We start from the raw sequence: 12,538 nt of genomic DNA on the forward strand, positions 1-12,538 counted from the left end.
TGACCAGCTTGACAAGCTGGTCAAAGAAAAGGATTTTACTGGCATAATAACGTTGGAGATCAACAGCAAAGACCGTTTTGAAGAAGACTACATTGAATCTCTTAAAATCTTGCGTGGCATTTATCGGGAGGAGAATGTTTAGTGAAAATAACCTTTATTGGACATGTTTCAAAAGACGTCAATATCGTGATAAAAGATAAGAAAATCATCCCCGGTGGAGGAGTTTATTTCGGGAGTGTAGCTGTTGTTCAGTTGGGAGAGAAAGCAGAGGTTTTTACAAAATGTGCTAAAAAGGATTTAGAAGTATTCGCTTCAATGGAAAAAGAAGGCGTAGAAACCCATTACCTTCTTAGCTCTACCACAACGAGTATAGAAAACTACTATCCAACTCCAAACCCCGATGACAGAAGAAGCAGAATCCTATCACTTGCAGAACCTTTCAGCAAAGGGGATTTACCCGCTGAAAACAGGGAAATCATTCATGTTAACCCACTATGGCATGGAGAATTCCCCGAAGAGTTGTTGCATTTGGTGCGCCAAAACGCTGGTTTTTTGATCGGAGACGCTCAGGGATTTCTCAGAAATGTTGAAAGTGGGAAGATGGTTTACAGAGATTGGGATAAGAAAGAAAAATACCTTGAACTTTTCAACCTTTTCAAAGTAGATATCAAAGAAGCCAGAATTCTAACGGGTATTGATGATCTTAAAAAAGCTGTTCAAAAGATTCAGCAAATGGGACCTGAAATGGTAATAGGAACACAGTCTGAAAGCGTGGTTCTTTTCAACGGGAAAGAAATGTATGAAGCGCCATTTGGCAGCTGGAAGCTCGAAGGTCGAACGGGCAGGGGCGATACCTGTACAGCGGCTTTTGTTGTTGGTTATGGAAAATTTGAATTGCCCGGGGCATTGAAATATGCAGCGGAAGTAACTACCGAAAAAATGCAGTACCCAGGTCCATTTAAAAAGAAGGAACATTGATTATTATTTTTATTTCTCCCTACAAATGGGGAAATTCAAGGAGGTGTTGGGTGTGAAAAAAGCAACATTGCTACTGCTTGGCGTCCTGATTCTTGCAACCCTAGTCATTTCTGCTCCTGTGCTTCACATGTATACAGCGTTGGACGTCAACGAAGCGAAGATCTATATTGAAGCCTTTGAAAAGGCAACCGGAATTAAGGTTGACTGGGTAAGAATGTCTTCAGGTGAAGTTTTAGCACGACTTGAAGCAGAAAGAAACAACCCAAGAGCCAGTATCTGGTTTGGTGGTCCGGCTGTTGACCAGATTGCGGCAAAGAACAAAGGATTGCTCGAGCCTTATAAATCACCGAATGCGTGGAGCCTTGACCTGGCTTTCAAAGATTACGATGGATATTGGACAGGTTTCTACCTGGGCGTTATTGGCTTTGCGAGTAACACAAAGCAATTAGAAGAACTCGGCGTAGAAGCGCCAACTTCATGGCAGGATCTTCTTAAGCCAGAGTTTAAAGGAAGAATTTCCGTAGCATATCCTTACACGTCAGGTACTTCATATACAATTCTGGCTGGCCTTATTGCTCTCATGGGCGAAGATGAAGCCTTTGATTACTACAAAAAGCTCAATAAGCAGATTCATCATTACAACAAATCCGGTTCAGCCTGTGTTACGCAGGTAGGCCTTGGGGAAGTTACCGTTGGTATTGCCTTTGCTCATGACGTAATAAAGAAGGGTGTTTCAAAGGGATATCCCGTTAAACTGACTGTTCCCGAAGATGGAACTTCTTACGAAATAGGAGCTATGTCGGTTATTAAGGGTGGGCCAGAGCCTGAGCTGGCACATAAGTTTATTGATTGGATGCTAACAGCAGAAGCACAAAGTCTCATGAAAAATTGGTACAGGGTTCCTCTGAACCCGGATGCAGAAGTCGTTGAGGGTGCAGTAAAAATCACAGATGTCAACGTAATTCCTCTGGACTTTGTTTACTTTGGACAGCAGAAAGACAGGCTTATAGAAAGATGGAAGACTGAAATTCAGTATGGAGACTGATCATACTTGAACAGGCGGGGAGGTGCTCCTCCCCTCTTGTTTTATGGAGGGATTGGATGTACTTTACGAAGCAGTTGAAAAGAATTTTTAACGAACCTACATTGTTTATAACCCTGCTCGCAGTTTGGCTTTTACTCGGTGTGTTTGTCATATATCCCATTGTGATGGTCGCGATAACCAGCTTGAAAGACTATAGCGGGCATTTTTCCTGGAATACCTATAAAATGCTTTTCACAAAGGTATATTTCAGGAGACCTCTGATTAACAGTTTGAAACTCGGTGCAACAGTAGCGAGCATTGGTACTGTTGTGGGATTTATCTTCGCCTTTGCGATAACACGGGTAAACATTCCCGGAAAAAAGATATTTACCACCGTTGCAACTTTTCCGATTGTTTCTCCCCCCTTTGTAATAGCGCTGGCAGCAATTCTTCTCTTCGGTAGAAACGGTGTAATAACGCACGATATTCTGAAGGACAGCCTCAAGATAGATATTTATGGCTTTGGCGGATTGAGCCTTGTCGAGACACTTGCGTATTTTCCCACGGCTTTTTTAAGCCTTGAAGGAATATTGAGGTCCATTAATCCTGCTCTCGAAGAAGCGTCTTTGAGTATGGGATATAGCAAATGGAGAACTTTTTGGAAAGTGACATTTCCTCTCTCCATGCCCGGGATTTTTTCAGCATGGCTACTTGTGTTTGCACAATCCATGGCCGATTTTGGTAACCCAATGATCATTTCGGGTAATTACCAGGTGCTTTCCGTTGCAGCGTACCTTGAAATCACGGGATCTTTTAACCTTTCCACCGGTTCAGGGCTGGCCATATTGCTTCTCGTCCCAACTATCGTTGCATTCACGCTGCAAAAATACTGGCTTTCAAAGAAGTCATACGTTACCGTAACCGGGAAACCATCTTCGATGGGCATTTTAGAACCCAAAAAGTCTGTTAAAGCACTCTTTACTGTCATACTGCTCATCTTTACAGCAACAATACTCATGTTCTATGGGACGGTGTTCTATGGCTCCTTCACAAAACTGTGGGGAGTTAACCACACGCTTTCACTGGAAAATTACAAGTTCGTTTTTGATGTCGGACTTGAATACATAAAAGACACCATTATTTTGGCAGCTATTGCCACTCCAATTTCCGGAATCCTTGGCATGTTGATCGCTTATCTTGTCGCGCGAAAGGAATTCCCTGGAAGGAGGTTCACAGAAGCCACTTCACTTTTAACCTTTGCCATTCCTGGTACTGTGGTTGGTATAGGGTACTTGCTTTCCTTTAACAACAAACCCTTCGTATTAACGGGAACAGCGGCGATAATCATATTGATTTTCATATTCAGAAACCTTCCTGTGGGGGTACAGAATGGCGTAGCAGCGCTGGAGCAGATCGATAAATCCATTGAAGAAGCTTCGCTGGATATGGGGGCCAGCAGTGCCACAACATTCTGGAAAGTGACATTACCCCTTATAACCCCAGCCTTTTTTTCCGGGCTATTCTTCACCTTTGTTAAAAGCATGACCGCCATAAGCGCTGTGATTTTTGTGGTTTCAGGCAGCTGGAATCTCGTTACTGTGGCAATATTGGGCTCGGTCGAGAACAGTGATCTGGCACAAGCGGCGGCGTATAGCTACGTTTTGATATTCATCGTGATAATTATGATGTTCTTATTGAGAATGTTGACTTACAGATTTTCCTATGAGCGAAAGATAGCGAGGTGAAATAGATGAAGGCATTTGTCGAGTTGAAAAATATTTCAAAGCATTTCAAAGACCCTCATGGTCAGGGAATAGTGAAGGCAGTGGATGGTATATCTTTTCAGGTAAAACAGGGTGAGCTTGTGACTCTTTTGGGACCATCGGGATGTGGAAAAACAACTACCCTGAGGATAATTGGAGGCTTTGAGATTCAAAATGGAGGAGATGTTCTCATAGATGATACTGTGGTAAACAACCTTCCCCCAAATCGACGCCCCACAGCCATGGTTTTTCAAAGCTATGCGCTATTCCCACATATGAATGTCTTTGAAAACGTGTCCTATGGGCTGAAAATAAAAAATCTCACCAAAAGCGAGATAAAGAAAAAAGTGCACGACATTCTCGAAATAGTAGGTCTCTCAGGGCTTGAGAACCGCTACCCGGGGAAATTGTCCGGCGGGCAGCAACAAAGGGTTGCCCTTGCCAGAGCGATCGTGCTTGAGCCGAAATTGCTGTTGCTTGATGAACCGTTGTCCAATCTTGATGCAAAATTGAGAGAACAGATGAGAATCGAATTGAAAAAAATCCAAAAACGAGTGGGAATCACCAGTGTCTATGTAACACATGACCAGTTGGAAGCCATGACGCTTTCGGATAAAGTTGTAATTATGAAATCCGGGAAAATAGTGCAAGAAGACACGCCCGCAAATATTTATCGTTTCCCTGCAAACAAATTCGTGGCTTCTTTTATTGGCAGGGCGAATTTTGTGGAAGCTACTATCACGGATGTCAAACCGCAATTTGTAAAAGTGAAGTTGGTTAATGGCAAAGAAGTAGAGGCAATAATAGCACGCAATGGATGGAAAATAGGTGAAAAGGTGCAAGTGGTTGTCAGACCCGAGAGCATTGCCATTACATCTGCGGACAAGGGTGATCTTACCGGAACAATTGAAAACAGTATATACACCGGAAACATGGTGACTTTTGAAATTTCAAGCGAGGGAACCACCTTTGAAGTGGATATGATTAATCCCTATTCAAGTGCCTTACCTTCAACAGGAGAGAAAGTAGGGTTGAAATTCGACCGAAATTCAACCACGGTGGTCAGGGTTGAGGATACACGAAGTGAAGAATAACCTGAAGCTGATAATTAGCGACCTCGATGGCACCATATTGAAGAAAGATTCTACGCTATCTGAGAAAGTTATAGAAAGTGCCGAAAAATTTAGAAACTCAGGTATAGACCTCACAATTGCCACCGGCAGAATCCTGGAATCCGCATTGCCTTACATTGCGAAGCTGAAAATCACGAAACCTGTGATCCTGTACAACGGTGCGAAGATATTTGACCCTCTAAAGAGGGAATATATATACCAGGCGTTTTTCAAAGAGAGCGAAAAGCGCCTGCTTTTTGAAATCCTTCAAGCTGAAAAGCTTCATGCCGTGTTTTTCACCGAAGAGGGCTCATACGTTTTCAACTCTTCGCCGTTGATCGAGGATTTTCGTATTCATGATGGAATAGAGCTGAAATCTTCACCTCTTTCAGAACTATTGCATACCGATCTCGCCAAAGTTATGATAATTGACGAGCCATCAACCGTAGATGAAATACAGGAAAATATAGGACCGGAATTTGAGAAATTTTGCTCCGTTTTAAGATCCGAAAAAGTTTTCCTCGAGTTATTGCCTGGAGGAGTCAACAAAGGCACAGCACTGGTCCGCCTATGTGAGTTGCTTGGAATTTCTCCTGAGAATACAATTGCTCTTGGGGATAACCCCAATGATTTTGAAATGCTAAGGCGCGCAGGGATTGGAGTAGCAGCTGGCGAAAGCCATTCAGTGTTAAGTGAAGTAGCTGACATCATTATAAAGGAAAATCCCGAAAACGTGCTCGAAAGGCTTAACGAACTGCTTTTCGAAAGGAGATATCTATGATATGAAGATGGATTCAACAACATTCCCCGTTTTAGGGCCTTCAAACCTGAAGCCCATTGGCTCTGTCGAACTTCCCTTTAAGACATATCATGTACAAGGACTTGCTGTAACAGACAGAGCCTTTTTTCTTAGTTCGGTGGATGAAATAAATAACAGAGGGCTTCTCTGGAAAGTAGATCGTTCAACACTTGAAACGGAAAAAGAACAGGACCTTGCCAGAGAAATAACTCCGGGTGAGTTAACGATTCACGTGGGCGGTATATTTTATGATGGCAAATATCTCTGGGCTCCTGCCGCGGGGTACAAACGTGAATCCGGATCTTTCATCTTTGCAATTGAGCCCTCAGATATGGAAATTGTGAAAGTGCTGAAATTCGATGATCACATAGGGGCCGTAGCCTCAAATGGCAAAGACAGATTATATCTTGCAAACTGGGATTCTGTGTACATTTACATAACGGATTTTGAAGGCAACATATTGAAGAAAATTTTAAATCCGGGTATAAGCCAGAGAATGGGTTATGTATGCGCTTATCAGGATATTCACTATGATTTTGAAAGCGGCTTGCTCTTATGCAATGGCGACACTAGAAAACCCAGAGAACTCCCCGAAGGATATATATTTGGTTATCCTTATTTTCATGGATACGAAGATATTTTTGGCATGGTAGACTGGCTTGACCTGGACACAGGAAAAGTCGTTAAACGTGTGGAGACAGGGTTTACAAGTTGTAAAACTGGAAGGATTCCACTATCACACGAAGGCTTTTCAGTTCATAAAGGCACATTTTATTTCAGCCCTGAAGATAACGTCACCACCATTTATATGTTCAAGTTGATACCTTCCACCAAGCCATATCTACCTTAAAACTCTCTATGAAAAGAGGTCTGGCTATGAACAAAATCGAGAAGGCACTGCTGGACAAATTGAAGGAGCACAAAAACTGCTCAAGAAAAAACTGCCAGATCAACGTGTTCAAGAAAAGATATTACATAGGTCCTGAAAACATAAAAATAACAAATTATTTGCGAACCAGGCCAATCGCTATTTTCAACCCGGGAGCAGTCTTGAACGGTAAAAAGCTTCACATCTTTCCAAGGCTTATCTTTGACTATTACAAATACACTTCAAGCATAGGCGTGTTCTCTCTTGATGTTGAAAAGCTTTTGCGAGGGGAAACAAGCAAAAACATTGAAACCGAGATAATCCTTTGGCCACAACAGCTATGGGAATTCCTTGGCTGTGAAGATGCCCGGGTAACGATACACAAAGATAGCTATTATTTGCTTTACACGGGCAAAGGCTATTATTATGGTGAGAAAAACGAGCTTTTAAGGCGTGATGTACTTGGATTCGCTGAGCTTGATCAGAATTACACACCTAAAAGAAAAGGCTATTTTAGTATCGAAGATGAAGGAGAATCCTTTCTTCCAAAAACAACGAAAGACAGTGCCTTTATAAAAATAACGGGAAATAACGCTTCAATGCTCACCAGATTTGAAGTTGGAAAAACATTAGCCTGTTGGCACGCCAGTGGCAATTTAGAGAGCCTTGCTTTTAATATCGAAGATATTGAACCGGTTCTGCTACCAGAAAGCTGGGAACACAAAGTTGGCTGGTCAACCAACACTGTAAAACTGTCAGATGACGAATATCTGGTCGGCTGGCATGCGGTATTGAAAGAGGATTTATCATATAGAAATGGACTTGCGCTTGTGGATGGTAATGGCAAGCTCAAGGCGGTAAGTGATTACCTGCTCACTCCCATAGGATTGAATGAGGAATATGGAGACAGGGCCATGGTTATCTTTGGTGACGGTTTGATAATATATCAGGACAAACTCCTGTGGATAGGCGGAGTGAGCGATTATTGTATTGGTGTATTTATCGCCGATTTGGATAATGTGCTGAAAACACTCAACCCCTGTTAATCTTTTCGTGTTAAGCTAATAAGAGCGAATAAATGGCAGGAGGGTTACTCATGAAGAAACTCGCAATTTTGATGCTTCTGTTGTTTCCTTTTGTAATCTTTGCAGGTGTGGAACTTTCGGAAACAACTATTTCTCTTATGGAAAAGGTTCAGGGAGATGTCAACCTGCCTTATGTGTATGGCTTAAACAATATTCCGATGCAATTGTATATAAACCATATAGTTCAAGACGATTTTTCCCTTGCCCTTTCCCAGCTTTACAAATATGCCGAAATTGAAGCGGCTGAATTCGAGAAGATGGGCTGGGGGTTCAGACCTTATAAAATAAATGTGAGTCATAAGGTAACTTACAACAAAGGCAAGTATCTCAGTTTTTATGTGGATTTTTACCAATATACTGGTGGGGCTCATGGAATGACCTTCAGGACTGCTTATACCTTCGATCTGTCACGGGGCAGAATTACTAACCTCTCGGAGCTCTTTGCGTGCCGCTACGATTTTAAAGAAGCAATAGTCAAAGAAATCAATAGACAATTAAAGGAAATCCTAAAAACCGAGCCGCAAAAATTCTTCATAAGTGAGATAAAAGATCTTTCCGGAACGGGATTTTACCTTGAAAATGACAATCTTGCGATTTATTATGGCCTATATGAAATTGCGCCATATGTGGAAGGTATCGTTGAATTCTCAGTTCCTTTTGAGCTTTTCGGTGATAAATTGTTGATATCTACAACTGAAGAGTGAAGGAGTGAAATAAATGAAGCAGGTAAGCATAAGTGTTATAGGTGCTGGCAATAGGGGCTATGAAGCTTATGGGAAACTATTGCATGGAAGAAAAGATGTGAAAGTCGTTGCCGTTGCAGAACCTGATGCAGTAAAAAGGGAAAGGTTTTCCGTTGAACATGGAGTGGCAAAAGAGAACCAATTCTCAACCTGGTGGGAACTTCTTTCAAAAGACAGGTTAAGCGATGGGCTCATAATCGCGACGCCAGATAAAATTCATGTTGAGCCTGCGATTGTGGCCGCCAGGAAAGGATATACGGTTCTTCTGGAAAAACCAATTGCTCAGGAACCCGAGGCGATTCTCAAAATGCTTCAAATTCCACAGGTCAGGGAACGTGTTACTATAGCCCATGTTTTGAGGTACACTCCTTTCTTCACCAGGGTGAAATCCCTGTTAGAGGAGGGAGCAATAGGAAACCTCATCGGGATTGAACATGTTGAAAGAATAGGCTTTTATCATTTTGCCCACAGTTACGTCCGGGGCAACTGGAGAAAAAAGAACGACTCTGGCCCAACCATACTCACGAAAAGCTGTCATGATGCAGACATATTGCACTGGCTTATCGGTGAGAAATGCGAAAAAGTCATATCCCTTGGAAAGCTCTATCATTTCAAATCCAAAAACAAGCCCAAAGAAGCAGCCGATAGATGCCTTGATTGTTCTTTAAAAGACTCCTGCCCATATTCGGCAACCCGCATATACCTAACGGAAAACACCGGCTGGCCCGTTTCAGTTATTACCACTGACCTTTCCACAGAAGGAAGGCTTAAAGCATTGAGAGAAGGGCCCTATGGCAGGTGTGTGTATGCGTCCGATAACGACGTGGTTGACCACCAGGTAACCATGTTCCATTTCAAAAATGGCGTGATTGCCAACTTCACCATGACAGCCTTCAGTGATGATATCACCAGGCATATCAGAATACGTGGCTCGCACGGTGAAATATTCGGAGATCTTGACAAGGGCTACATTGAGTTGAGTATATTTGGGAATACAAAAAAAGTGATTCCTGTGGAAGTGAAAGGCGGCCATAGTGGCGGGGACGAAGGGCTTATAGAAGAATTCGTAGCCCTGTTGAAGGGCGAAAAAGAAAGGCTCACCACGGCCTTTGAAGATTCGGTTCACAGCCACATGATGGCTTTTGCAGCTGAAAAATCCAGAGTAAAGGGCGGAGTGGTCGTCCCGGTAACCGAAGCACTTATCTAACTAAAGTTTTGCTGGATAAAATTCAAATCTTGTGCTTAAAAATGCTAAAGATAATTCTTTAAAAACTCTGAAGCGCAGTTTTTGATCAAAGTAGCTCCGGTACTGTTTTGGTGAACATGATCTACTGTTAGCAAGAATCCGTTTTCTTGCGAAAGCATGTCCCAGCTTTTTCTTAAAAAGAAATGCTTGAACATCATCATAGCCGTAAAGCGCCAGGAAATTTCCCGCTCAGTCAATGGATTGGATTTCCTTTTTGAAAGATAGTCACGTTGACACTCATTGAGTCCAACATAGTGCAATTTCATTTCATGGGTTATCTTCTTTATTAATTCGGAATATTCTATGCTTCTTTTAAAAAGGATATGCTCAGGATCTTCAGTGATCAAAGGCAACGACATAACACCTATATGTGCTCCGGTTTCGACTTTCAATCTTTTGAGAATCTGAGTAAGGTTTCTTGCATAACTCTCTTTTGAAGGTTTTTCAGGAAGTTTGTTTTTTCTCATATAAGCTTTCATGACCTTTTCCGAATAGGTAGCCCAAACATCATTTGTTCCTATGAGAAGAATTATGAAATCCGGGTTCATAACGATTATAGAATCAAGCCTTCTGAGAATATCATAGGAAAGATTTCCATTAATCCCGCTGTTAATGAAGTTTGCTTTTCCCATGAATTCATTTTTCAACATTTTGAAGTAACTAACACCCACATTGCCATAGGTAATACTATCACCAAGGCATACCACAGTATTCATCATATTGACTCTCCCTATCAAAGGCTTATATTTATTATATCCCTTGGTGGTATTGTTGACGCGAATCAGCATAAAAAGCTGGCAGATATTGTTGGCTGTTACTGAATTTTGGGACAGCCAGCAGTTATCACTCCCTAAAATTATTTCTCTTTTCTGTGCATTCATGCTAGCATTCTAATGGTTTAAAAAGAACCGTTGGAGATGATTTTATGTGGTTCGATAGAAAGCCAGAAAAGGAAGATAAGGGTAAGGAAAGATTCCTGGCTAAGCTGGAATCCCAAAAAAGAAGATAAAGAAAAAACGCTCTTTAGAAAACTCTTTTTCTTTGATAACCTGTTCAATAAAAAGAAATAGACTAAAAATCAGCTTTCTTGAAAAGCCAGACAACTTCATCCTCGACTTTAAGAGCAAAGTGGGATTTTTCTTTTTTCATTTTTCTCCATTCATCGATGGTGTAAATTAATAAATCAACCGGAACGGGAATCGCGAAAAGTCCCCGGTTGATCCCTCTTTTTTCAAAGGGCGTATTTGTTTCTTTTATTATTGTAATAACATCAAGATCACTGCCAACACCATAGTTTCCGCGAGCGTATGAACCAAAATAACCAACTGCAAGGGTATTTCTGTCATTGAATAATTCATCACTCCAGTTTTTCAATGCTTCAATGATCTCTTTTTTGCTTGGCCATTTCATTACGGACGAATCCAATGATCTCACTGGCATAGAGAATAGCCTCCTCGCTTTGCTTCTTTCCGAAAAACTCAAATGGTGCTCCTTCAGGGTGCCCATTAGGATATCTTGCGGGAATGTAGAAGTTATCAAGTGCCCTTCCTTTATCTATAAGTTCCTCAGTGACCTCAACATTTTCAGGAAGCTCACGAAGCAGCCTGCTAACCATATGTCCCCAGGCTTCCTGGCCTAGAGATAGGTGCAATGCCTTGACGGCTTTTTCAGCGGCCTGCTGGGCTGCAAAACAAGCCCACTCGTACTTTCTGTTTTGTGCTGCTTCAGTTGCATGTTCAAGGTCTCTGTTAGCTTGCTTAAACCAATCCAGCGATCTATCGGCCATAAATATCACCTCTAAAAAATTATAACATTTGCCAAACTTGCCGCTTTAGAAAAATGTTTGGTTTTACTCAGCGTTTGTATTCATAAAATCTTATTTGATATACTAGCTTTATAGTTTGTCTTTATTGAATTTTTATCACGAAAGAAAGGATGGTTTTTGTATGTCAAACGAAATAAAAAGGGATTTTTGGGGTTATCTTGGTCGTTTTTCCCTCGTTCATGTTGTTACCTATTTAGTTGCTGGCTTGATATTCATGAATTTAATGGGTTATAGAGAGCAATTTAGTTCTTCTGAAGCATATTCTAATTTTCGTTCCTTAGATTCAGCCATCGTTCGTGCAGCCCCTTTGATACAAATTCTGCGTGGAGCGTTTTTAGCTCTGGTTCTTTTTCCTTTCTCCAATGTCATAATTAACAGTAAAAGAGGATGGCTAAAGCTTTTTGGAGTGCTATGGGGGTTGACACTAATCGGAGCAGTAGCGGCAACACCTGGCTCAATTGAAGGATTGATATATACCAAAACTGCGATAATAGACCATTTGCTGGGACTTCCCGAGGTTACCTTTCAAATGTTGCTTTTTTCCTGGTTGTTTTTCGTCTGGGAACGTAGAGCGAGAACAAAGGAAAGTAAATAAGGCATTCATACGTACTCGTGATAAAAGAACCTCTCAAACCTAGGCGGTTGAAAGACCGTTAATAAGAAAAGACTTTACTGGTCAGCACTTTCGGATTTTTGACGAAGACAATTCAATTCATTTCATCGCGCTTCTTCCTGAACCTTGGACGGTAAATCCGCCAATAATCGTGGCTTCTCAAGCGTTCGAAAATGCCCTCTTCTTCAAACTCTTCTAAATCCAAAAGATCCATATCAAAATCTTCTGGATCAATATTGGAAGACTTGAATTCTATATCCGAGACCCAATCTTCAAGGCTCTCTATAAATTCCCTGCGTTTTTCAGGGCTCATTTTGAGATGTTCCTTTGTTATTCTTCCGCCTGCAACTTTGCTGTTGATAATGGCTTCTGGAAATTCAGCCGGAAGATTTGAGTAAATGCTGTGAAACCCTTCGCATTTGTAGCTCGGGTCGGTAAAAACGTTGTCCAGTGAACAGAACACACAAGGATATGTGAAAAAC

14 protein-coding genes are annotated in these 12,538 nt (G+C 41.6%); 10 read left to right on the forward strand and 4 right to left on the reverse strand.

Going from position 1 to position 12,538, the window contains the following annotated elements:
• Nucleotides 1-141 precede the first annotated feature (141 nt).
• From AC3LHT_RS02820 to AC3LHT_RS02860, 9 genes are read left to right on the forward strand one after another with little or no spacing between them, the layout of a single operon-like run.
• On the forward strand, nt 142-978 hold the full coding sequence (locus AC3LHT_RS02820; RefSeq protein ID WP_290644687.1) for a PfkB family carbohydrate kinase: 837 nt from the start codon (nt 142-144) through the stop codon (nt 976-978).
• A 52-nt stretch (nt 979-1,030) separates the two neighbouring features.
• Nucleotides 1,031-2,023 carry an ABC transporter substrate-binding protein gene (locus AC3LHT_RS02825; RefSeq protein ID WP_290644685.1) on the forward strand — a complete coding sequence of 331 codons (993 nt, stop codon included), beginning with the start codon at nt 1,031-1,033 and terminating at the stop codon, nt 2,021-2,023.
• Between the two features lie 56 nt (nt 2,024-2,079).
• The gene (locus AC3LHT_RS02830) at nt 2,080-3,747 is read left to right on the forward strand and encodes an ABC transporter permease (protein ID WP_290644683.1); all 1,668 of its coding nucleotides are present in this window, start codon (nt 2,080-2,082) and stop codon (nt 3,745-3,747) included.
• Nucleotides 3,748-3,752: 5 nt separating this feature from the next.
• Nucleotides 3,753-4,859, forward strand: a complete 1,107-nt coding sequence (locus AC3LHT_RS02835; protein ID WP_290644681.1) for an ABC transporter ATP-binding protein — start codon at nt 3,753-3,755, stop codon at nt 4,857-4,859.
• Nucleotides 4,834-5,658 (forward strand): HAD family hydrolase, encoded by an 825-nt coding sequence (locus AC3LHT_RS02840; RefSeq protein WP_488661910.1) that lies wholly within the window; start codon nt 4,834-4,836, stop codon nt 5,656-5,658. Before AC3LHT_RS02835 ends, AC3LHT_RS02840 begins: the two co-directional genes overlap by 26 nt.
• Nucleotide 5,659: 1 nt before the next feature.
• Nucleotides 5,660-6,526, forward strand: coding sequence for a DUF6454 family protein (locus tag AC3LHT_RS02845; RefSeq protein ID WP_488661911.1), 867 nt, complete (start codon nt 5,660-5,662; stop codon nt 6,524-6,526).
• Nucleotides 6,527-6,552: 26 nt separating this feature from the next.
• A complete protein-coding gene (locus AC3LHT_RS02850; protein ID WP_488661912.1) occupies nt 6,553-7,590 on the forward strand; it encodes a glycoside hydrolase family 130 protein in 1,038 nt (345 codons plus the stop codon).
• Between the two features lie 50 nt (nt 7,591-7,640).
• A complete protein-coding gene (locus AC3LHT_RS02855; RefSeq protein ID WP_488661913.1) occupies nt 7,641-8,333 on the forward strand; it encodes a DUF3298 and DUF4163 domain-containing protein in 693 nt (230 codons plus the stop codon).
• 13 nt (nt 8,334-8,346) lie between these two features.
• Nucleotides 8,347-9,579: a Gfo/Idh/MocA family protein gene (locus AC3LHT_RS02860; RefSeq protein ID WP_488661914.1), complete on the forward strand. Its 1,233-nt coding sequence runs from the start codon at nt 8,347-8,349 to the stop codon at nt 9,577-9,579.
• Nucleotides 9,580-9,623: 44 nt separating this feature from the next.
• Here the strand turns inward: AC3LHT_RS02860 and AC3LHT_RS02865 are convergent, their stop codons facing one another.
• The 3 genes from AC3LHT_RS02865 to AC3LHT_RS02875 form a co-directional block, all read right to left on the reverse strand.
• Nucleotides 9,624-10,337: an SGNH/GDSL hydrolase family protein gene (locus tag AC3LHT_RS02865; protein ID WP_488661915.1), complete on the reverse strand. Its 714-nt coding sequence runs from the start codon at nt 10,335-10,337 to the stop codon at nt 9,624-9,626.
• Nucleotides 10,338-10,689: 352 nt separating this feature from the next.
• Nucleotides 10,690-11,028 (reverse strand): nucleotidyltransferase family protein, encoded by a 339-nt coding sequence (locus AC3LHT_RS02870; protein WP_488661916.1) that lies wholly within the window; start codon nt 11,026-11,028, stop codon nt 10,690-10,692.
• Nucleotides 10,997-11,404, reverse strand: coding sequence for a HEPN domain-containing protein (locus AC3LHT_RS02875; protein WP_290644653.1), 408 nt, complete (start codon nt 11,402-11,404; stop codon nt 10,997-10,999). The genes AC3LHT_RS02870 and AC3LHT_RS02875 overlap by 32 nt, the downstream gene beginning before the upstream one ends.
• A 160-nt stretch (nt 11,405-11,564) precedes the next feature.
• On the opposite strand from AC3LHT_RS02875, the gene AC3LHT_RS02880 reads away from it, so the two are divergent.
• Nucleotides 11,565-12,038, forward strand: coding sequence for a hypothetical protein (locus AC3LHT_RS02880; protein ID WP_290644651.1), 474 nt, complete (start codon nt 11,565-11,567; stop codon nt 12,036-12,038).
• A 112-nt stretch (nt 12,039-12,150) separates the two neighbouring features.
• On the opposite strand, the gene AC3LHT_RS02885 is transcribed toward AC3LHT_RS02880, so the two are convergent.
• A partial coding sequence (locus tag AC3LHT_RS02885) for a hypothetical protein (protein WP_488661917.1) occupies nt 12,151-12,538 on the reverse strand: 388 nt, incomplete at its 5' end.

The sequence above is a fragment of the Kosmotoga sp. genome (assembly GCF_982836095.1).

Excerpts from the sequence above, each read along its gene's own strand:
- AC3LHT_RS02880 (WP_290644651.1), top strand. The coding sequence starts at position 11,565 with ATGTCAAACGAAATAAAAAGGGATTTTTGGGGTTATCTTGGTCGTTTT.
- AC3LHT_RS02855 (WP_488661913.1), top strand. The coding sequence starts at position 7,641 with ATGAAGAAACTCGCAATTTTGATGCTTCTGTTGTTTCCTTTTGTAATC.
- AC3LHT_RS02875 (WP_290644653.1), bottom strand. The coding sequence starts at position 11,404 with ATGGCCGATAGATCGCTGGATTGGTTTAAGCAAGCTAACAGAGACCTT.
- AC3LHT_RS02845 (WP_488661911.1), top strand. The coding sequence starts at position 5,660 with ATGAAGATGGATTCAACAACATTCCCCGTTTTAGGGCCTTCAAACCTG.
- AC3LHT_RS02835 (WP_290644681.1), top strand. The coding sequence starts at position 3,753 with ATGAAGGCATTTGTCGAGTTGAAAAATATTTCAAAGCATTTCAAAGAC.
- AC3LHT_RS02865 (WP_488661915.1), bottom strand. The coding sequence starts at position 10,337 with ATGATGAATACTGTGGTATGCCTTGGTGATAGTATTACCTATGGCAAT.
- AC3LHT_RS02860 (WP_488661914.1), top strand. The coding sequence starts at position 8,347 with ATGAAGCAGGTAAGCATAAGTGTTATAGGTGCTGGCAATAGGGGCTAT.
- AC3LHT_RS02830 (WP_290644683.1), top strand. The coding sequence starts at position 2,080 with ATGTACTTTACGAAGCAGTTGAAAAGAATTTTTAACGAACCTACATTG.
- AC3LHT_RS02850 (WP_488661912.1), top strand. The coding sequence starts at position 6,553 with ATGAACAAAATCGAGAAGGCACTGCTGGACAAATTGAAGGAGCACAAA.
- AC3LHT_RS02870 (WP_488661916.1), bottom strand. The coding sequence starts at position 11,028 with ATGAAATGGCCAAGCAAAAAAGAGATCATTGAAGCATTGAAAAACTGG.